Raw genomic sequence first — 20,879 nt, forward strand, 5'->3', positions numbered from 1 at the left:
CGCTCTGTAGGGTGCGGCCCGGAGGTGCCAACCCCGTGTCAGGCGCAGTCAGGCAGCAGCTGATCTCTCACTTCGAGACACGCTAAGGGATTGAACACAATGGGTGACGATGAAGCTGTGTCGGCATACCTAGAGCAGACCCGTCACCTCGCCAACCAGCTCGTGCATGCAGACGACCCCTATGACACTGGCTTGCAATTCATGGGCGCCACGCTGGACGTCTTCACCACATACGAGCACGCGGGCAGCATCTACCTCCTGTGGGGCGCCCTGACGGACTGGGTTGAACTCAGGCCGCACGAGGAAGCTCTCGCCATGAGGCACATGGTGACTGCCGCGCGAGAATGGCTCCAACTTGACCCTCATGACGGCGATGCCGTTCGCCGCTACTTCCAGCACTGGCTTCATGACATCCTCGGCTACGGCCAGGAGTAGCAGCGGAGCATGTGGTCTACCTCCCAGTCCTCCACCCCATCTGTCGGGCCGTCTCGGGGCCGTCGGAGGGCGCTCAACGACGACCAACGCTGACAACCACCGACGGCTAAGTGGCAGGTCGCAGCGTTGATCGATTACGTGGCCGCAGGTCAGAGACCCGGCCCTTCACTTCTTCGGCGAATGTGACTGCGGCACGGTATAGGGCGGCGGGGTAGCTGGCACCATCGAGGCGAGCGAGCATGCCCGCAGCCGCTGATACCAGCAGCGCCGTGAGGACCTGGCGCGGACGGTCCGCACTTGCCCTGCCCTCCCCCCACCAGCACGCCGGCGGCCTCCAACTTGTCCAGCGCCTTGGTGACCGTAGGACGAGATACCCCGAACCGCTCTGCCAGCGCCGAGGTACTCGGGAACGCTTCCCCGACTTCAAGCGCGTCAGTCGCGATGACCTCAGCGATGCGCTGGTGCAGCGGGCGGCGGTCGATGCGGACGCCTGAGCGCACAACGCGCCACCGTCCGCCCGGTACTGGTTCGGCCACCCCTTACCGCTTCAGTACGTCGAACGCACGCACAGCGACCCCGCGGGACACCATGTGGTCGCGCACAACGTCGGCTAGGGACGGCAGCTCAGACATGTCCGGGTTGTCAGCGATCCGCTTGTTCAACGAGTCGGCGACCTTCGAGGGCTCAGAGCAGTGTGACTTGGATCTATAGGAAGGCCGACTGAGCATGCCCGCTTCGGGTGCGCTGACGAACACAGGGGCTGCACGCCGTCAACCGGTAACAGTCAGGTTGCGGTGGGGCCCCCACCACTCCCGCAGAGGCTGAGCGGACCCATCTCTAGCGCTGATTTAAGCAGCTCAGCACCGCCGCGGTGGTTCTACACAGCGCTGGATATAGCAGGGTGGCGCGACATCCCCGACGTCGGCAGAATTCCTTGCATGCCGAAGAAAAAGCGCACTTCTCGTTACACCTCCCCCGCTCCCTCGACCTCGGAGAAGCGGCTTCGATACCTGAGTGGCGATTTGAGAGACCCGAAGATCAAAGAGTTCTCTGAACTTTCGCATGCCGCCGTCCGTGAGATGGAGCGGAACGGTCAGGAAGCCACCTATGAGGAGTGGTGCGGGTTTGCCTCATTGGCTCCTACAGCCAGCGAATGGGGATTGCTGCACTGTACGGTCCGAGACAAGCGGGGGCGGCGCGCCCGGGTAACGCTAGCGACCAACGACTTGACTTATCACCGCACTTATGTCCAAGCCGCCGAATATGACCATTCCGGCACATTGGAGTTGGCTATCGCCCGGTACCCCTTCAGGCGTCGCGGATGGCCAGGGCCGACGGGTCAGGGTGGGAGTTGGCCTCTGGGAGAAGCCATTCCTTGGAGGCCGACATACCTAGGGGCGAGCCCAGAGGTAGAAAACGCAAGGCATGTACATGGCGTACAGGTAGCAACTTCGGGCGAAGCAAGGGAAATGTGCGTGATTTTCGCCAGAAGCCCCACAGGTGCCACATGGACCATGTTGGACGATGACCCGATGGACGAGCCCTCGAAGGTTGTAGTCCCTGTCCCCGAAGTTCAGTTCTACCTTCCGGCCGGTGTTGCGGTGATCCCGGGATGGCCCCTGCCGGCCGAGCCAGATCCATGCCCTATCTCGGGCTGCAATTAATGCAAACTCACCCACTTGTTCAGCAACGGATCGGAGGAATCGAAATTCCCCTAAATGAGGTTATTCTGCTCGCGTTCCTGACACTCCTCACACTGCCGGCTTTCGCTTGGTATGCACGTCAGGCTCGGCATCTCTGCCACGTTGCCGAGCACTGGTTGCTTCGGTTCCGCTCATGGTTCCGCAAGAAAGGTCGCGACCTGCTGAGATGGCTGCTGGCAGACGGAGATTAGTCGATTTTCCTGGCACGCCGATGCATGGTGAGTCGCGAGTGACGACGGGACCGGACGAAGTTCCTGTCCCGTCGTCACTAACCGAGAGGGAGTGCGTTGGGCACAGCAGATCTGTCAGGAGGGTGCTTCATCTGAGGAATTGGAGACTTCTGACTCTGTTTCATCTTTCTCTTTTTTGGGCCCTAGAGTCCAGAGGTACATCACACATTGAAACAGGATGGCTGCTCCCGGCGATCCGGAGTTCTCAACGAATCCATGTGCGAGTTCGTTCCTGAGATTCCAGCCACCCGCCGGATTTCCGCAAATAGTGAGGATGTTGCGGTACCAGGATTCATCGAGCCCTCTCTCTCGTAGAGTTGAAAGCAGGGATGCTAGCCCTGGGTACTGTCCCGGTTTTTCCTGGCGCTGTAGTCGATAGACACCCGCGTCCAGACTCAAGACGAGATTTCGAGCCAACGTTTCAATCTTTGGGGCGATGGTGAACGTAGCTCCTTCGGGGTCTCCGGTCCAAAAGCGGATGAAACACCGAGAGATCGACGATGCCAACTCATGCGAAGCAAGCGGACCTTGAGAAAAGAACTCAGTAAGATCCGCTTCACTTGGAATTCCGTGCGCCTCAGCCACTTTATGCAAAAGATGCGCTAACAGGGGTGCCGAAGTTTGCAATGCAAACGCCTCTTGTCGGGCTAGGCGCATTTCATTTTTCTCGGCATCGGTTTGCGGAGAAAAGCGCGGCAGGCCATCGGATCCAAAAATCTCCGTCGTGGCGAGACTCTCGATGATGGAAACGCGAGCGTACTCTTCGGCAGCTTTCCTTGTGCGTTCCACCGTACCGACGGCAGGCCCGTAAGCGAAGGCGAACTGCACCAAAGCTTCCCGCCAGTCGGCGGCGTTGACCACTGGCGCCATCATTTCCTGGAACTGCTCTCGACTTATAGCGCCGGAGGAAGTAAAGGAGACGAGCCCGAGATCTTCTTCCCGGATCTTTTGCAGGGCCGCAGCGGCACGCTCAATCAGATCGGATTTACCTGTCTCCTGGGCGCGCTGAAGGGCGGTCTTGAGATGGCCGGCTCTCCTTAGACCGGTTTCGCCGGCGGCAGCATCTAGCCAAATCTGCACTCGCTGCACATGCAGGGCATCACGCTCCTTGACCGTGACTGGGCGACGCAACGCAAGGGACAATAGTTCATCTCGGATGAACGGGGAGTCGTACGTTTGCAAGGCGATGTCAATAGTGGAAGTCAGGGCTGGGGGAGGTGAACTCTCATCGACGAGAGGTCGAAGGACGCGCAATGCAACTCCAGGCACTTCCTCCTCGCTTGACAGGGCTTGACCAACTAGTTTTAGCATATCCGCCATAATCTGCGAGGCGAGTTCTCTTTCCCCTACTGCGCGCGCCAACCGCAAAGCTATGTTCAGAGCTTCTTCTTTATCAAGCCACTCAGTCCAGTCTTTGGCTGCTTGGAAATAACTCTGCGCTGCCTGAATTGCGTGATCGCGGACGTTCCCGTGTTTGCGCTCAAAGAGCAAGTGATGCAGCCTGGCCTTACCAAAGTTCGAGGACACCATTTCACTCAATCTAGACCATACCGCGACGCCGGAGTTGGGTACGTCGACAATTCGCGGCGGCATTGATGAGTCGTCTGGATATTCGAGGTAAGGAATAATCTGAGTTCGCCATTTGCCGCTGTTTTCTACTACTTGAACGTGGTAAGCGAAGGCCCAAGCAGTTGCCTTCCGTGCGGTAGCCTGGGAGTCCTCTTCGTCCAACGTCCCTCGTTGCTCGGCGATCGGAATACGGCTAGTGAGTGATCGATGAGCCGCAAAGCTGGTCTCGGCTTGAGCCGCTTCGTCGATCCAGCTTGCCAGAGGCGCTAGTTGATCATCTGCGAAGTCCATGCATTGTAGTTTGCAGGGCAACTGTCGCAATATCTACTGGTTTCTGACGTGTGGTCCCGTGGTGTAGTGCAACAGTTTCCACCGTTCCTTCAGCTTCCGCTGCTGGAACCAACCTCGAAGACAGTCTGCGGCCGTCTGTGAGCCGTCATAGGGGGCTTGCGGCAGGTTAACGACGGCCGCGTAGCTTAAGGCGACCAGATACCACGACGCCCCCGCTTGGGCCGTGCCTGGGCCGTCCAACGGCACTCAATGACGACCAACATCGACAGTCGTTGAACAGCTAAGTCGCAGTTCACAGCGTTGATGAATCACGTAGACGGAGGTCGCGGACCTTTCCCGTCACTTCTTCGACTACTGATCGCGTTCGGTGAAGATTGACTCGCCCCTTGAGACTCCGCCGACCTGGTGCGGCATCCTCACTCACTGAGTGCTCTACCAGTGGTGCCAGACTTCTTTCGGTGCGATGTCCCACGAGGTGCCCGCGATTCCACCGGTGTTGAAGAACAGGGCCCAGGTGACGACGCCATCGCCGGCCCGCTGCGTGCCCAGTTCGATCTCGAAGCCGTCGACGAACATGTCTCCCCCAGGGCTGAACCTGATCCCCGCGTCGTGCTCGATGGCGTACGCCTCCATCTCTCGCGAGAGCTCAGACGGCACACGGCCGATCAAGCGGATCCCCTCGTAGGTGACTTGCGGGCCACGCAGCCCGTCGACAAGGGTGCAGGTCAACCCCACGTCTTCGACGAAGTAGCACTTCACGGCCGGTCGCTTCCACCTGTCCGCTTCGGCCTGGTGGAACTGGACGCGCCACTGGGAGCGGTCCCGGTTCCAGCGTTCGATCTCATTCTGCTCGGCGGTGAAGCCATGCCCCGCCATGGTGGTAACCGCATCGTGCCGGTCCATACCGAAGCACAGGGACCCGATCGTCTGACGGGGGACGAACCCCCACTGCTCGCGCTCAGAGTCCGTGAGTGCCGCCCAGTAGTCCGTGTTCATGGCCCGATGATCGTTCACACAGATCCGCCCAGCACAATCGGACCAAAAGATCCGCCGGACAGCGTTCCGCGAACGCGCAGGTCAGCGTCTTGCCAGATCAGGCCGGATCCGCGCCGCGTACGCGATCTTCCAAACTGGTACACCGCCGATCACGAGTAGAAGCCCTGCCCGTACTCCTCAGGCGGGACTGAGAAGTCGCCCGGACGGTCACGGCGCAGCTCCTCATACCGGACCACGAACACGTCGATGGCTTCGGGGATCGTGCAGCCCAGCGTTTCGCGGATCGTCTTGAGCGCGAAGATGATCCGGTGATCGAGGATGTCGCGGTCTACGCTTGCAGGCAGTGCGGTCACGAGTCCTCCAAAGTCGCTGTACAGCAGCGGAGTACAGCAACCGCTCAGACCGCAGTCAACCGAGTTAGACCTCAGGAAACCTCCTGGACAGCAAGGCGACCTTCAGCGACCCTCCCGCCCGTAGTTCGCATCGAGGGAGCCCAAGGCACGGTCCCGTGGCCGTGCCACTCTCGTGCCAGAACGGACGGGGACTCACGGGGAACCGGGGTCCGCAGGGGTGAGTTCGGCCGGGCTCTGCCCACGGTACGGAATCCGCAGGTCACGCGCGTGATCGCCCAACCTCGCTCCTAAAGCGGTGATCGGTGGCAGCTCCGTGACCTTCGCGTGCCCAGCCTGGCGGGAAGCCACGCGGAGCCGACGCACCATGGCCGCACCACAAGCGCACCAGATCGAGCGGGGAACAGCGGGGAACCACGGTGAAAGCAGCGGTGCCAGACGGCCCCTTCTCGTCCGTTCGCCCAGGTCAACGCTCGAGCTGGCCACAAATGATCACAGCTCCCCAAGCTGAGGCTCACGTCACTCGTTGGCAACCCAGCCGGTGTGCCTCAAGGTCGGCATGAGCCGGGTTAGCACGTAGGCGATGGCGGGTGTCTCCCGATCCTCATCCTGGAAGCGGAGCGCGTGCTGGAACTTTTCCGTGTCCTGCGGCTTGGCGAGGTCGAAGGAGGGATCAAGCGAAACATCGGGGCGCGCCACAAGTTCGCGCAGGAGTTGCTTCCCGCAGCCCTCCGCTAGCTGAGCCGTGGTAAGAGCCCGTTTCTGCTTCGGCCTCCCGTCCGGCTGAGGCAGTGAGAGAAAAGCCGTGATTCGCAGTATCCCCGGAGCAATCTCGGTGATCCCAGCGCGGTGTCGACCGTGCAGGTTGGCTAACGCCGCTGGCATCTCGGGTACGAGCGGGGGCTGTTGAAGCACTACGTCCCGTTCGCCGTTGTCCCACTGTGTGTCGTGGATGGTTAACTGCGGATGGCCGGGAACTTCGAACTGCCATTCGGTGGCGAAGCCGGCGTCGCTCACGCCCGAAATCGTGGAGCCCTGCTTGGCGACGTAGGTGCGCGCCAGCTCAAGGGTGAGTGTGTTACCAATCTTCATTGTTCTACCCAGGTCAGAAGTCGTCGTCCTCGATCCGGAAGCGTGCACCAGCCTGCTCAGCCTTCTGCTGGATCGCACCCTGTGCCCCCTCAGCAGTGACGAGTGTGACGTTCAAGGTGAGGAGTTGGTGGTCGGCGTCCGCGTCGATGACCTTGCTCAGCTCTTTGAGGAGTTCCCACGCTTGGCTGCGTGCATCGGGTGCGGTGATGCTGCGGTTGGTGAGCTCGACGATGTACCGCTTGAAGACGACCGGCTGCAAGGCGGTGCTCGGTGCATCGTCAGAGGTGCTGGCTGCGTCGGTCCTACCGGCTTGTCCCGCCGTGGACCGGTACTGCTGGTCGTCGCTGTCGACTGGCAGCACGTCTCCCTGCCAGTCGGCGGATACGCGTCGCTGCTGGGGCAGTACGGCCGTCGTGGTGCTCCTGGTTGCCGCGGTGGCGGACACGGCCTCGGGTGCCTCGACTGCGCGGCGGAGGCTCTGGCTGATGGAGTTGATGGAGATCTGGCCGGCGGAGGCGATGGCGAGCGGATTGCCGTCGGAGTCGGCCAGCTCCCACCCGTCGAGGAGCAGGGCGAAGACCGCCTGGCGTATGTCGTCGGTAGCCGGAACCAGGGGGAAGGAGGGGTTCTTGTAGAAGAACTGAACGACCTCACGAGGAGTCAGGGTGCGTTCGAAGGTGTCGAGCAGGGTGGCAAGGTACTCGGCTGAGAGACCGCCGGTGGTCGTCGCACGACCGGCCTCCACCAGCGCGGACCACACCTGGTCCCCGCGCAGCGAGGACGTGCCGTCCCCGTCGAACCGCTTGAACTCCACGTGCAGCCCGTCGGCGGCGCGCACCAGGTAGGCATAGTGTTGGAAGGCCTTTTCGAGGTCCTTCTTGAACTTGTCCTCGGCCTCGGTGGTCCTGGCGGTGGCCTCGCGGTACTCGTCGGCTTCCTCGGGGTCGATCTGCTTGAGGACGTTGCGCCAGGCGAGGACCTCCTTGGCACGCTTGCGTGCCATGTCCCGCCGCTGGGTGTTCACGCAGGCCACGGTGCAGCTGGCGGCGTTGTCCACGCGGAGCGCGTCGGGACCGAGGCCGAACAGCGCGGTGATCTCGGCGCGGCTACGGGTGTCCTTGCCGTTGAGCAGTGTCCAGCGGCGCGGGTCGAGCACCACCAGGCGGGTGGTGGCCGAGTCCACGCCCTCGAAGGTCCGCGCCAGGTCGATGGTGCCAGTGGCGGCTGGGGCATCGATGAAGTGGATCTCGTCGAAGATCCCCTTGTGGGCGAGTTTCTGCGCCTTGTCCCAGAGCAGCTTCTCGCAGGCCTGCTGGTCCACCAGGGCGTGGCAGGCGGTGTAGTACATCCGCAGCGTCTGTTTGATCGACAGGTAGTAGCGGCCGGGTGCGTTGGCGGGCTGGGTGATCTCCAGTGCGCCGAGGCCGTCCTCGCCGGTGAGGGCATTGAAGACCTCCTCGGCGTCTGTGTAGGGGGTGCCGGGGGCCGGGGTTGGTTCCAGGATGGCGGCGAGGAGTTCGGCCTTGGTCGCGCCCCGGCCGGCGCGGGGGCGGGCGACCATGGAGTAGCAGAACAGGGCGGTGGCCATGCGTACGGCGGCGTGCTGCTGGCCGGCAGTGACGCCGTCGGCGCGTAGTCGGCGGTCGATGGCGACCGCGCGTCCTGCGGAGCCGTCGCTGCTGGTGATGTCGGTGGTGGCCACCGAGCGGTAGCCTTGGACGGCCCGGTCGTTGTTCATGAACAGGCCGGAAGACAGCAGTTGCTCCAGGGCGGTGGTCAGCGGGATGTCGCCGACACCGATAAGGGCTGGGGCCCAGCGTCCGGCCTGGTGCTCGGTGACCCAGTGCAGCGCGGTCCGGGCGAAGATGGCGACCGTGGAGCGTACCCGCTGGAAGTTCTGTACGCGCGACCACTCCTCTCGTACTAGCCGCATCAGCTCGGGGTGGAAGGGGTAGCTGGCCGTGACCCGCTCGGCGAAGCTGGCTGCCCCTCGCCCGGGGCCGAGCTTGTCGAGGACCTTGTCCCGCCAGCTGCCCTGGTGCGCTGCGGCGTATTGCTGGGCGGTCTGCGCGGCCGCGGCGCTCACATCGGTCGACTCGAACAGGCGGCGCTGGATGATGGCAGCGAAGTCGTGGGACGAGTTGACCGCGACCCTGCCGTCGGGGCCGTTGCGTACCAGCCGTTCGGAGACGTAGCTGCGGAAGGCCTCGGCCTGCGGGGGGTAGCCGCGCTCGTCAAGTTCGCTGCGGATCATGACCACGACGAGGGCGACGTTTGGCACGTCGTCGCACACGTCCATCAGGGCGTTGAGGAACGCCTGCTCGCCGGGCATGGAGGCGATGTTCTCGGGCTCGGCGAGCTGCAGGACGTAGTCCATGAGCTCGTCCAGCAGGATGAGCACTGGGCGTCCCGCATCGGTGAGTGCCTGCTGCAGGGTGTCCTTGTTCGGGCCGCCCTTGGCGTATCGCTGGTAGCGGTCCATGTCGCCGCCTGTCAGCGACCACAGGAACCGTTCGAACAGGTTGGTGGCCGGGCCGAAGGTCTCGCTGGTCCTGCCGGGGCTGAAGTAGTCGGCGGTCAGAACGACGGTCTGGGTGCCGGCCAGGTCCACGTCGGTGCCACCCTGTTCGGCTTCGGCGCGGACCTTGCGGCCCAGTTCTGTGGCGAAGAACTCCTGCGGGGAATGGGCCATGTGGTAGAGCCCGACCAGGGCGTGGCTCTTGCCTCCGCCCATGCCCTGGTCGAGGTGGAACAGTGCCGCGCAGTCGGCATCGGTTCCCAGTCGGCGCGCGATGCGGCCGAAGAAGCCGACGAGGTTCGGGGTGGGCTGGGTGATGTCGCTGTAGTAGTCGACCTTGCGGTAGGGCACGTCGACGGTCTGATAGACGGCCTTGTGCAGGCTCATCTGCAGTTCCCCGACCGAGCCGTCGGAGTCTGTGACCTCGGGCCGTAGGGTCAGCAGGTCCGCCCAGTGCGCAGCGATGCCGGTCGACATGCTCAGGACTCCTCATCAGGCAGGGACAGGGCGAGCTGGGCGACGGGCTCGCCGGGGGCGGATGCGGTGGCGGCGCGGTGCGCCAGGCTGGTGATGGTGGCGGCGTTGCGCTGCACGGCGGTCAGCGCCTTGGCGACCTGGTCGCTGGGCGGGAGCTGCGCGACGATCTCCCCGACGACCGCCCATAGGTGCGCGTCGGTGGGCTGGCGTTCGCAGTCGGCCAGCACGGCGGCGACGCCTTCGGTGGCGTTCTGGTCCCATGCGGCGGCCATGGCCCGGACCACCTCGAAGGCCGAGGATTGCTCGCCGACGGCGTCCGGCGCGTCCAGCCGCAGCCGGTAGCCGCTCTTGCTCTCCGTCAGCAGTGCGCCACGCAGGTCCTCCAGCCGCAGGTTGTCCGCCTGGGCGAGGAAGCGCGCCTCACCCTTGGGGACGTCCGAACGCGCGTACAGGCGCTGCCAGAAGACCGCGAAGCGGGTGGGGGAGTCGAAAGTCTCCAGCGGCAACTCGTCCAGCTTGAGCGCGGTGGCGTCGCGGACCGCGGTACGCGCCAGCGTCAGGTAACGGTCGAGTTCGGCCCGGCTGCCGTCGGGCTTGAGGATCTTGGAGTAGCGGCCGAAGATCTCCATGGCCGGCCCGTAGGCGGCCATGAGCTGGTCGGTAAGGGCCAGCCCGTCGCGGTCCCACTCCCGGGCTGCAGCCTTGACCCGCTCGGTGACTTCGCGGTCGACCTGGGCGGCAGTGGCGGCCGGGCGGTTGGGGGCGGCTACGCGGCAGCCGATGGTGACCGTGACCTTGATGCTGGCCACACCCGTCGCGGCCGTCTCGGTCCTGGAGGGCCAGGAGCTGGTGACCACGAAGCCGGCGTCGTGCAGGGCGCCGAGCAGGCGACGCCAGGCGTCGGGGTCGGAGTGCCCGAAGACGACGACGAGGTGGCCATCCGGACGCAGGACGCGCCGGGCCTCGCCGAAAGCCCGACTCAGCATCTGCTCGTAGAAGTCACGGGTGCGGTGCTCGCCGGGGGCGTTGCCGCGCTTGACGATAATCTCGTCGCTCTTGTCCTGCAGCCCCGGAACATCGAAAAGGTCGGGGAACACATCGAAGAGGCAACGCTTCAGCCAGACGTGAAAGAGGTCCGACGCATCGGCATAGTCGATCATGTTGTAGTACGGCGGGTCGGTGACGACCGCATCTACCGACCCGTCGCGAAAGGGGAGGGCTACTGCGGAGGCACGACGGAATCGGCCCGGACGTCCTGCAGCGCTTCCCTGGATGACCTTCTTGAGGGCCTGCAGGCCACTGTCAGTCACACTTTCCCAAGTGCCAGGACCGCTGCCCGGCCCGGACTCGAGATAGTCGAACTGGAAGGACACCTTGCTTTCGTCTGCAAAGATGTCGTGGACCTGGACCCACGTCCCCTTGCGCGAGGCGTTGCCGCCGAAGGCGCGCAACTTCGCGCCCCGAGTGGAATACCTGAGTCGCCGCTGCATGTTCGCTGCAGCGTAGGCAGTGAGTGCGCCCGCGTAGTCCAGCGTGAGCCCTGCAGCCAAGAGGTCGGTGCGCACGGAGCGGATAGCGCGGACGGTCTCGGCGAAGAGAAGGGCCTGCCGGTCGTTCATTAGGGCGCCATAGGTGCAGTAGCCGTAGCCGCTGGCTCGGATTGTGTCCTGGTTGCCTGGCGGGATCGCCTCGTCAGGAACAGCAGTGAAGGGGCCAAAGCCATCGAGTTGAGTAAGGTCGACAGATTTTGCTGCTCGCACCTCGTCAGGCGTCGGTATTCGGAAGGTTTTACCAACCCCCTCGTTCTCCTCCCCGACGGCGAGAAGTTCGTCATCGTACTGGCCAGCGAAGCCAATCGCCTTGACGGCATCGAGCGTGTGAACGTGTCCGCAGGACGGAAATGGGCAACGAGCACTCTTGCCTTTGCGGCCAGCTGCGGCCGAGAAGGTCGGCTGCTGGGTGGGGTCTCCGCCCACCACCTGAGGCTGCCACTGATCTCCGTCGATGACGAGTTCGAGCGACTGCCCGTAATCCCCCTCACGTCCGGAGGCGAACTGCAGGCGCATACTGCCGATGAGTGGGAAGCGCCGACGGCACTGGTCGCACGGGATGCTCACGGCCCATAGGTAAGCCCAGGGCACCTTTCCGCGATCGTTGGCCGGGTAGTAAGGCGCCACAGCTTCGGCCACACGCCTGTTCACCTCTGCTAGTACGGCACGGACATCTCGGAGAAGCCGTGGCCCTTCAGCGGAGAAGAGCCCGTCTTCTAGATCCGCGCCATCAATGAAGGGGACGGCAGCCTCGGCCGACCAGTCATGCAGTGGATAGTCGGCTAGCAGTCGCCCGCCCAGGGTCGCCACCGGACTGAGATCTGTGCCGACGGCGGTCACGCCCAGGCGCGCGGCCTCCAGTGGGAGGATGCCGCGCCCACTGAACATGTCAAGGACCACCGGGCGACCTGACGGGTACTGGGCAGCAATGGCCTTCCGCAGGCGTTGCTGGGCTTCGGCGTCGCCGCTCCCGACCGCCTTCTCCACATCGTCGTGGTGGGCCACCTGGTCCGGCAGCAGGGCCGTCAGCACGGCCGCGCGGGCCTGGGCAATAGGCCGAGAGGCGAACCAGGTGAACAGCGCCTTCTCACTGCGTCCGGACCCGGCCGGTCTACCGACCGCGGCGTCGACCGAGGCGCACGGGAACCAGCGGTCGATCAGGCGGCTCCCCATATCATCGCCGCCGCTTGGCGCGGCAGGCGGCGTACTCGCCGAGTGCACCTGTTCGATGGCGGTCACCGCTGTTCTCCCATCAGCCGACGCAGGTCGGCAACCTTGATCTGGAACCGTTCGATGCGCCGCGGCCCGCTGGCCAGCAGACCGGCCGGGTCCTGGACCCGTACCGCAACCGCAGGGGCAGTGGCGCAGTCGACCACGACGTACAGCCAGTAGTCCTGGCCGCGCTGCTGTGCCTGGGCCCACTCATGCTGCTCCAGCCACACCGGCGCCAGGCCCGCCTGCAGGCCCTTGACCTCCACCAGGCGCTGCTCGCGGGTAGTGCGGTGCCGGGCCAGCAGGTCATAGCCCACCCCGGCGCTCTGACGGTCGTCCACGTCAAAGCCGAGCCGTTCCAGCTCGGCCAGGACGGCGGCCACTGCGACCGCCTCGCTGTCGGGGTCGTAGCCGAGCTGGTCGGCGCGGGCCTCACCGACCACGTACGCCCAGCCGACCAGGCGCGGAGCGCTCTGCCCGACCCTGCTGATGTCGTCGAGCTGGGCGAGGCGGTCGCGCTTGAGCTCCCCGAAACGGGCCATTCGCTCGCGCCGCTCCGGAGTGGGCAGGTCTTCGAGCTCGTCGAGGTAGCGATATTCGACCTGGTCGAGCTGCCGACGCGCCTGATCGACCCACGCCTCCCGCTCGGCGCGGGCCCGCGCGGCTTCGCGGGCCAGTGCTGCGCGGGCTTCGTGCTCGGCGTCGTGGCGCAGCGCGGGGGAGAGCGGCGGTGCCGTCCGGCGGACAGCGCCGCTGGGAGTGAGCAGCATCAGGGACTCCCAGGCGCTCTCGAAGGCTCCGGCGCCGGAGTACCGGATCAAGACCGGTGACTTACGCCGTCGGCGGCGGATGCCGTCGTGGACCTCGACCTCGGCGTCGTAGACCAGCAGGGTGTAGTCGGTCAGCGAAGCGGGGTCGGTGAGAATCGTGCCGCGGATCAGGTCGCTCTCGCCGATGCGCAGGGCCAGGTCGGTCAGTTCGTGAAACGGCTCCTCGGTGGGACCCAGCACGACGACGTCGTCCAGTCCCTGGGCGCCATCGTTGACGGCCTTCCGGACCGAGGCACCATCGGCGGCCACCAGTGCCTCGTGCGTGCCGCCGAGCGCCGGCGGTAACAGCCGGGTCGCGCTCAGGTGGCGGATCCCCTTGGCCGGGCCCGGGCCCGATCTCCAGTGCTCAGCGAAGGCGAGCTGGTCGACGAAGCCGTCGACGATGACCGGGTTGATCGCCTCCAGGCGGTCGCTGCGGAACCGCTCCAGTGCCGCCTCGGTGTTTGCCGGCGTGTGGAGCCGGTTCTCGTCCCTGACCAGCTCCTTGGCCGTAGCCAGCAACTCGGCCACCGCAGGAACGGCAACGTCGCGGCCGGCCTGGGCCTCGGTAAGAGCGCGGGTGTAGTCGAAGCCGACACGGTCGGCGGTGGCGTCCATCAGGTCGAAGATCCGCCCACCGAGCGACTCCCCAGCGGCCTGGAGGTTGCCCAGCATGACTTCCTGGACCCGCCCCTCGCGGGTCTGCGGCGCCACTAGGTGGTAGATGTACACGGGCTGGGACTGGCCGATGCGGTGCAGGCGGCCCATACGCTGCTCAAGACGGACCAGGGACCACGGGATATCCCAGTTGATCATCACGTGGGCGGACTGCAGGTCGATCCCCTCGCCGCCGGCGTCGGTCGAGACCAGTACCTGGAACTGCCCGGTCAGGAATCGCTGCTGGAGTCGATCCCGCTCGTGGTGGCTGACCGCGCCCTGCAGCACCTCCACGCTGTAGCCAGCCCGGTCGAAACGCTCGGCCAGCCAGCGGGCAGTATCGGCGAACTCGGTGAACACCAGCAACTGCCCCTGCCCGGGCGCGATGCCGTGGACTGCCAGGAGCTTCTGCGCCCGCTCCCACTTCGTGGATAATCCGGAAGTCTTGGCCTGCTCGATCGCAGCCAAGACCCCTTCGACGGCCGCCAGTTCACTGTCCTTGTCACGGCTGCGCGCGCGAACAAGGGCCTCCTCAGCCCGCTGCCAGGCCTCGTCGTCCTCCACCGCGAGGTCGACCGTCCCGTCGCTGCGGGCGAACTCCTCGGGCACCACCGCGCTCGTCCGGCCCGTGGCCGGCCCCTTGAGCGCCTCCGCTCGCCGCCGGACCGTCGCGGCCGCGGCCACCAGAGAGGACGCGGCCCGCTTACCGTAGATCGAGCGGGCCAGCGTCGCGTTCTCGCCGTAGTGGACATCCACGTAGTCCATGACCGCGGTGTAGGCCGCCGCCTCCGGGCCGTTGAGATCCACCGGCACCGTCTCGGCGAACCTGGGCGGGAACAGATCGGTACCGTCAAAGCCCTTCAATTCCTCCTTCATTCGGCGAAGGAAGGACAGCGTCGAGGGCTTCAGCGCCCTGTCGTACTCGGACTGCCGCGGATCCCACGGGTACAGCGTGGGATCCAGCAGGTTGAGCAGGGCACGGAAGTAATGCTCCTTGCCCCGGTGTGGGGTCGCGGTCAGCAGCAGTAGGTGGTGCGAGCGGTTCGCCACCTCCCGCGCCGCACCTAAGTACTGGGAGGTGGGCGTCAGCCGGTGCGCCTCGTCGAAGACGGCCAGTGACCACGACGCCCGAGCCCCGGAGATCGTGCGGCGGACGTCCGCGTTGTGCGTGTACAGGTCCACGCTCGCCACCCACACACTGACCCGCGGATCCAGATCCCGGGGACTTCTGGCGACCTCGGCTGTCACTGTCGCCGCCTCGATCGCGAAGTAGCGGCGCAGATCTCGCTGCCACTTGGCCACCAGGTGCGCTGGCACGATGATGATTGTCCGGCCCGGCACCAGCCCGCGCCGGGTGCCCTCGGCGATGTACATCCCCGTCATGATGGTCTTGCCGGTACCCGGCTCATCGGCAAGCAGGAACCGCAGCCGTGGCTGGGCGAGCATGTGGCTGAACACTGCCTCGTCCTGATGCGCGTACGGCCGAAGCGGACGGGTGGCCAGCACAGCGGACCGGATGCGGGGGACGGCGTACTGCATCCACCGGCCCCATAACCCTGCCAGCGCCCGCCCTGAATCGCCCTTCCCGTCGTTAACCGGCACCGTCGCCGCGCGCAGATCGGCGTGACTCAATACCACGTCGGTGAGCGTGCCGTCGCTGCGTCGAACGACAAGATCAGCGCCGTCAACGGTGGGCACTGCCGCAACGACGGTGAGCATCTCGCCATCGATGCGCACTTGAGCGCCACTAGCCGGAAGATCGTCCGACTCAGCCATACCCACAGCATTCCCCCATCCCCGAAGCTGCGTCAGGACCGCCGGAGGGATGGAATCGCCGCCGCGCCCTACCTCCTCGAAGTCGACTCGCAACCTCCCCAGAATCTTCATATCAACTCACTCATGGATGGCACAACTTGGTCCACACATACGCGAGATCGCGCACAGGCCAGCACATGCATCGACGTCTTCACCTGCACTAGCTGAGTGAGATGCCTGTGGGATGGCCTCCTCCGCCGAATGACCTCCACATCACTCTCTGACGCATGGTCAGCGATATGAAGTTCCCAACTGCGCGGCAGTTATGCACTCCACCCTCACTGGGCTGGGAGGCGGCGAGCAGGCACAGTGCCTCAGGGCCAGCACTCCGTCGCCAGTCTGGGAACCGCAGGGCGCAATCTTCACGGACCACTTGTGGACTGAGCTGCCCCGAGTTTCGTAGAGTCCGGCGATCTTGTTTAGGCGGAGCGCGGGGAGGCTTCCCGTTGTCGCCACCAGTCGCGTTCGTACTCGGCGGGCGGTACGTAGCCGAGGGCGGAGTGGAGCCGTTCCTCGTTGTACCACGTGACCCACTGGAAGATCGCCCGCTCGACCTGGTCGAAGCCGGTCCAGGGGCCCTGCATCTCGATCAGCTCGGCCTTGAAGGTGCCGTTCAGGGCCTCGGCCATCGCGTTGTCATAGCTGTCCGCGACCGAGCCGGCCGAGGCCGAAGCCCCGATGTCGGACAGCCTCTCGGTGTACCGAATTGATACGTATTGCGACCCGCGGTCGCTGTGGTGAATGAGACCGGAGTCCTTCTTGATCCTCCGTCTCCACAGCGCCATCTCCAGGGCATCCAACGGGAGTTCGGTGCGCATGTGGTTCGCGACCTGCCAGCCGACGATCGTCCGGGAGAACACGTCCAGGACGAACGCCACATACACCCAGCCCGACCAGGTACGGACATACGTCATGTCCGCCACCCAGAGCTGGTCGGGCCGACTCGCGGTGAAGTCCCGGTCGACCAGGTCCGGCGGGCGGGGCGCCGACGGTTCGGGGACGGTGGTCCGCCGGCGCTGCCCGCGGATGACGCCCTCCAGGCCCAGCTCGGCCATCAGTCGCTCGACAGTGCAGCGGGCCACCTGGACGCCCTTGCGCCGCAGCGCGCGGGTGATCCGGCGGGCGCCATAGGTGCCGCCGGATTCGGCGTGGACCCGTTCGATCAGCGGCATGAGCTGCTCGTCGCGGAGCCGGCGGGCCGACTTCGGCCGCTTCTTGCGGGCGAAGTACGTCGACGGCGACAGCTCAAGAACCCGGCAGACGGGATCGACCCCGAGGCCCTTCTGGCGCAGGTGGTCGATCACTTGCTCGGCCTCGTCCGGGGACGGTCGATCTCCTGGGCAAAAAACACGCTGGCGGCTTTCAGGATCTCGTTCGCCCGCTTCAACTCCGCGACTTCTTTGCGGAGTTGCTTCAGCTCCTCGCGTTCGGCGGTGGTGAGCCGGTCGTCCCGGTCACCGGCGTCGGCTTCGGCCTGGCGGACCCATCCCCGCAGGGCTTCTTTGTGGATGCCGAGGTCCCGGGCGACATGCGCGACCGGGCGGCCGGTGGTGCGGACTTCGCGGACGGCCCGCTCGCGGAGCTCGTCCGGGTATTTACGTGGTGCTGGCACTGCTCGTGGTTCTCCTTCGAGCCAGGATCATAAGCCTGGCTTCAGGGACTCCACGAAACGGGGGTCAGCTCAGACTGGTGTGCGACCCAAGACCGGCCCAAAGCGTTGAACAAGCCTTTTAGCCGTCGATGCAGTGGCCTCCGAAGCTGTTGCTGTGCCAGAACCGTGTCAGATCGTGCGGGGAACCACGGGGAACCAGTCTGCGGCGCGCAAGGAGTTGTCAACACCGCTCCCCAGCAGGTCAGGCAGCCACCGGTAGATAACCCGAGCCTCCCAGGCTGATGTCACCCATCGGCCCGCCGCTTCGTCCGGGCTGCGGCGCTGGGGCGCCGGTCCCGGCCGAACGGCAGGCCGAGGAACGCACCAGAGCGCACCAGGGCAGCGAAGAGCCCCTTGCCACAGTGCCGGGACACGATGTCGCAAGGGGCCAGGTCGTCTGATCGCGGGACTGCTCTCGAATCGCGCCCAACCTGCGTCCGAGGAACGGTTCAGGCCGCAGGCGCTTCCCGCCGGGTGGTCATAGGCGGTTCGGCCGTCGCGCCGCGTAGCTCCGCTTCCAGTCCTGTCGTGATCAGCTTCGCCAGCAGTTCGGCCGCTTCAGGGCGAACGGTGCCGAGCTGCACCAACCCGTCACCGAAGACGTTCACGTCGGCCACTAGGCCGGGGAAGTCGGAGTCCAGCCCGAGCAGCACCAGCTGATCGGCCAGGGTGCCGGCGCTTCGCCGTGCTCGGTTCCAGCCGCGGACGTAGGGCACGCCGGGCAACAAGTCTTCTGCGCGCTTGGCCACCACTCCTCGCCGGTCGGTCATGACGTCAGGTCCTACCCTTGTGTTCATTGGCGGTGGTCGGTGCGTGCCCGAGCCCGCCACGGTCCGTGCCGAAGCCGCTTGCCAGTGCCAGGCGCAGGAGTTCTGCGAGGCGTTCGGCCGTGTCGGGGGACACCCGGCCCAGTTCGACGAGGCCGTGTCCGAAGGCGTTCAAGTCCGCGCGCAGGTACGGGAAGTCTTTTTCCAGACCCGCGCGTACGAGGGCGTCCCGCAGTGCGGTGGTCGCGTTTCGGGCCGCGTACCATCCGTCGCTGTCGAGAGGTGACCACGTGGCAGCGTCGTGCCCGCTGGCCGGCTCATCCCGCATCGGTGGTCGTCTCCTCGGGAAGCGCAGCGACCGCCGCGTACGGAGTCGGGTACTGCTCGTCGAAGCGGTCGATCCTCGCCAGCAGTTCCGCGGAGGCCACCAGCGCGGTCGCGAGGGCGACCGGCCGCAGCGGGTTGGCCGCCGGCCGGCGCATCGGCGCGCGAAGCCACTGATAGCGGTCACTGGACAGCGGGATGGGGCCGGGTACTACGACGGCGGAGCCGTGACCGAGGTACCGGTACGACGGCGGGGAGGATGTTTCGCGTTCGAGGTAGTGCGTAAAGGTCTCGCGGCTCTGTGAGCCGAGGAAGAATCCGACACGCTGCGCCTTGCGGTCGACAACCGAGGGCCCGAACGGCAAGCCACTGCGCAAAAGCCGGTCGAACATCTCCAAGCCGAGGCGCTGTTCTACGCTCACCACGTCGAAGAAACGCCCCGTCGCCAGCAGGCAGGGCATCCGCGGGTCATCCGCCCAAACCTGTCGGCACTGCGCTGGGTCGTCCGCCGCCGCAGACAGCCATTCCATGCCCCGCCTGGTCATCCTCTGCACGTCGTCTCACCTTCAGTCGGACTACGGTGCGGCCCCGATGCCGCAGTGCATCCAGACTCACGGCCGGCCCCCTGGCCAGGGCAGATGACGAGAGGTGACGGGGGATGACGCGTCCATGCACGACACGTCATCCCCCGTCCTCCCCATTCCTTGCAGACGATCTCCGGTTACTGCCTGCACGAAGCGATGACCAACACGTACATTCAGTAATGAAACCCCGAGTTGTCGCACTGGCATCACCCAGGGAGTGAAAGGCCGCCTTGAAGCCGACCAGTGTCCGCTTACGTGAGGCTCGCACGGGCCGAGGCTGGAGTCAGCCACGGTTGGTAAGGGAGCTTCGCCAGGCCGCCGCCCAGCGCGGCCACCAACTCCCGTCGGACGCCAGCGTGAAGCGGCGTATTGCCAGTTGGGAGAACGGCCACAGCACCCCGGACGACTTCTACGGCCCGCTTCTGTGCGACGCTTTCACCACCAGGGTCGTGTCCTTTCTCGTGGTGTAGCCGATCATCCGGCGGTTGTGTTGGGGGTGTTGGGTAGTGCGGGGGCGCTTTCGGGGCGCTCGGCGGGGTACAGCTGGTCCATGCTTCCCTCGGGCAGGTAGCGGCGGGGGAAGGCGATCCATTCGTCGTGCAGTTCGAAAAGCACGGCGGTGACCAGTCGCAGGAGCGCGTCATCGTTGGGGAAGACCTGGACGACGTCGGTGCGGCGTTTGACCTCGCGGTTGATCCGCTCCAGGGGGTTGGTGGACTGGATCTTCTTCCAATGTCGCTCCGGGAAGGCGGCGAAGGCGGTCAGGTCGTCCTTCGCCTCCAGCAGCATCGCTTTGACCTTGGGAAACTGTTTGCCGAGCATGTCGGCGACGGTGTCCAGCTGGGTGCGGACCGCGTCGGCGGTGGGCTGGGCGAAGATCGTGCGGATTGTCGCGGCGGCCATCTCGGCCGCTTCCTTGTTGATCACGCTGAACACGTTGCGCAGGAAGTGAACCCTGCAGCGTTGGTAGGCGGCGCCGAGCATGACCTTCCGGATGGCCTTGACCAGCCCTAAGTGGTGGTCGCCGATCACGAGTCGGACCCCGGTCAGACCGCGTTCGCGCAGGTGACGCAGGAACTCGGTCCAGAACGCCTCGGTCTCGCTGTCGCCGACCATCACTCCCAGCACCTCGCGGCCACCGTCGTCGGTGATCCCGGTGGCGATCACCACGGCCCGGGACACGATCTGGTGCTCGACCCGCGCCTTGCAGTAGGTCGCGTCCAGGTAGATGTACGGGAAGCGGACGTGGTCCAGGGGCCTGTTGCGGAATGCGGTCAGCTGGCCGTCCAGGTCCTGGCAGATCCGCGAGACCTCGCTCTTGGATATCCCGGTGTCCGCGCCGAGGGCCTTGACCAGGTCGTCGACCGATCTCGTGGACACGCCATGGACGTAGGCCTCCATGATGACCGCATACAGGGCCTGGTCGATCCGGCGTCGTCGCTCCAGCAGTACGGGGAAGAAGCTCCCCGACCGCAGCTTTGGGATCGCCAGGTCCAGGTCGCCGGCCTGCGTGCTGAGCGTCTTGTCCCGGTGCCCGTTGCGAAGCGCGGTGCGCGTCTCGGTGTGCTCGTTCCACTCCGCGCCGATCCGGGCCGTGGCCTCGGCCTCGATCAGCTCTTGGAGCATCCGCTCGGCCACACCGCGGACGAGTTCGAGCCCGTCCGCCGAACGTAGTGACTCAAGCAGCCGGAGTAGGTCATGCTGAGACAGGGCCACCCCGCACCTCCCGCGTTGAACTGCCCGTTCATTACGGAGAGTTGCACGGTGGCCCACCCTGCGGGCAGGGAGCGAAAGCCACATTGGCGCACGCCCCCGGCGCACTCCCTAACCTTGATCGGCTACACCACGA

At 65.4% G+C, this 20,879-nt stretch carries 14 protein-coding genes and 1 pseudogene; 2 read left to right on the forward strand and 13 right to left on the reverse strand.

Features of this window, described 5'->3' with window-relative positions:
* The first annotated feature begins 99 nt into the window (after positions 1 to 99).
* On the forward strand, positions 100 to 435 hold the full coding sequence (locus tag ACIP4X_RS06635) for a hypothetical protein (RefSeq protein WP_388484210.1): 336 nt from the start codon (positions 100 to 102) through the stop codon (positions 433 to 435).
* A 149-nt stretch (positions 436 to 584) separates the two neighbouring features.
* Here ACIP4X_RS06635 and ACIP4X_RS06640 read toward each other — a convergent pair whose 3' ends face one another.
* From ACIP4X_RS06640 to ACIP4X_RS06695, 12 genes are all read right to left on the reverse strand, one after another.
* On the reverse strand, positions 585 to 971 hold the full coding sequence (locus tag ACIP4X_RS06640) for a GntR family transcriptional regulator (protein WP_401346995.1): 387 nt from the start codon (positions 969 to 971) through the stop codon (positions 585 to 587).
* A 1,472-nt stretch (positions 972 to 2,443) separates the two neighbouring features.
* Positions 2,444 to 4,228 (reverse strand): DUF4209 domain-containing protein, encoded by a 1,785-nt coding sequence (locus ACIP4X_RS06645; RefSeq protein WP_388484208.1) that lies wholly within the window; start codon positions 4,226 to 4,228, stop codon positions 2,444 to 2,446.
* A 432-nt stretch (positions 4,229 to 4,660) separates the two neighbouring features.
* Positions 4,661 to 5,224: a hypothetical protein gene (locus ACIP4X_RS06650; RefSeq protein WP_401346997.1), complete on the reverse strand. Its 564-nt coding sequence runs from the start codon at positions 5,222 to 5,224 to the stop codon at positions 4,661 to 4,663.
* A 149-nt stretch (positions 5,225 to 5,373) separates the two neighbouring features.
* Positions 5,374 to 5,577, reverse strand: a complete 204-nt coding sequence (locus ACIP4X_RS06655; RefSeq protein WP_388484206.1) for a hypothetical protein — start codon at positions 5,575 to 5,577, stop codon at positions 5,374 to 5,376.
* A 516-nt stretch (positions 5,578 to 6,093) separates the two neighbouring features.
* The gene (locus ACIP4X_RS06660) at positions 6,094 to 6,666 is read right to left on the reverse strand and encodes a hypothetical protein (protein WP_401347000.1); all 573 of its coding nucleotides are present in this window, start codon (positions 6,664 to 6,666) and stop codon (positions 6,094 to 6,096) included.
* A 13-nt stretch (positions 6,667 to 6,679) separates the two neighbouring features.
* A complete protein-coding gene (locus tag ACIP4X_RS06665) occupies positions 6,680 to 9,661 on the reverse strand; it encodes a DUF499 domain-containing protein (RefSeq protein WP_401347002.1) in 2,982 nt (993 codons plus the stop codon).
* A gap of 2 nt (positions 9,662 to 9,663) precedes the next feature.
* Positions 9,664 to 12,450 carry a DUF1156 domain-containing protein gene (locus ACIP4X_RS06670; RefSeq protein WP_388484203.1) on the reverse strand — a complete coding sequence of 929 codons (2,787 nt, stop codon included), beginning with the start codon at positions 12,448 to 12,450 and terminating at the stop codon, positions 9,664 to 9,666.
* On the reverse strand, positions 12,447 to 15,626 hold the full coding sequence (locus ACIP4X_RS06675; RefSeq protein ID WP_388484202.1) for a helicase-related protein: 3,180 nt from the start codon (positions 15,624 to 15,626) through the stop codon (positions 12,447 to 12,449). The genes ACIP4X_RS06670 and ACIP4X_RS06675 overlap by 4 nt, the downstream gene beginning before the upstream one ends.
* Positions 15,627 to 16,123: 497 nt before the next feature.
* Positions 16,124 to 17,316, reverse strand: a protein-coding gene (locus tag ACIP4X_RS06680) for an IS3 family transposase (protein ID WP_401347006.1) whose coding sequence is annotated in 2 segments (ribosomal slippage) — positions 16,124 to 17,052 and positions 17,052 to 17,316 — 1,194 coding nt in all. Because the reading frame shifts where the segments join, the coding sequence is not laid out codon by codon here.
* 488 nt (positions 17,317 to 17,804) lie between these two features.
* Positions 17,805 to 18,125: a hypothetical protein gene (locus tag ACIP4X_RS06685; RefSeq protein ID WP_388484200.1), complete on the reverse strand. Its 321-nt coding sequence runs from the start codon at positions 18,123 to 18,125 to the stop codon at positions 17,805 to 17,807.
* Between the two features lie 4 nt (positions 18,126 to 18,129).
* Complete coding sequence (locus ACIP4X_RS06690; RefSeq protein ID WP_388484199.1) at positions 18,130 to 18,450, reverse strand: hypothetical protein; 321 nt, start codon at positions 18,448 to 18,450, stop codon at positions 18,130 to 18,132.
* Complete coding sequence (locus ACIP4X_RS06695) at positions 18,440 to 19,000, reverse strand: bifunctional DNA primase/polymerase (RefSeq protein WP_388484197.1); 561 nt, start codon at positions 18,998 to 19,000, stop codon at positions 18,440 to 18,442. The genes ACIP4X_RS06690 and ACIP4X_RS06695 overlap by 11 nt, the downstream gene beginning before the upstream one ends.
* A 260-nt stretch (positions 19,001 to 19,260) precedes the next feature.
* Between ACIP4X_RS06695 and ACIP4X_RS06700 the strand changes: the two are divergent.
* Positions 19,261 to 19,467: pseudogene (locus ACIP4X_RS06700) on the forward strand (hypothetical protein); the annotation flags it as partial.
* Between the two features lie 37 nt (positions 19,468 to 19,504).
* On the opposite strand, the gene ACIP4X_RS06705 reads toward ACIP4X_RS06700, so the two are convergent.
* Positions 19,505 to 20,746 (reverse strand): IS256 family transposase, encoded by a 1,242-nt coding sequence (locus tag ACIP4X_RS06705; RefSeq protein WP_401347011.1) that lies wholly within the window; start codon positions 20,744 to 20,746, stop codon positions 19,505 to 19,507.
* Positions 20,747 to 20,879 lie beyond the last annotated feature (133 nt).

Origin of the sequence: Streptomyces sp. NPDC088817 (assembly GCF_044750345.1) — a bacterium.
GTDB lineage: Bacteria > Actinomycetota > Actinomycetes > Streptomycetales > Streptomycetaceae > Streptomyces.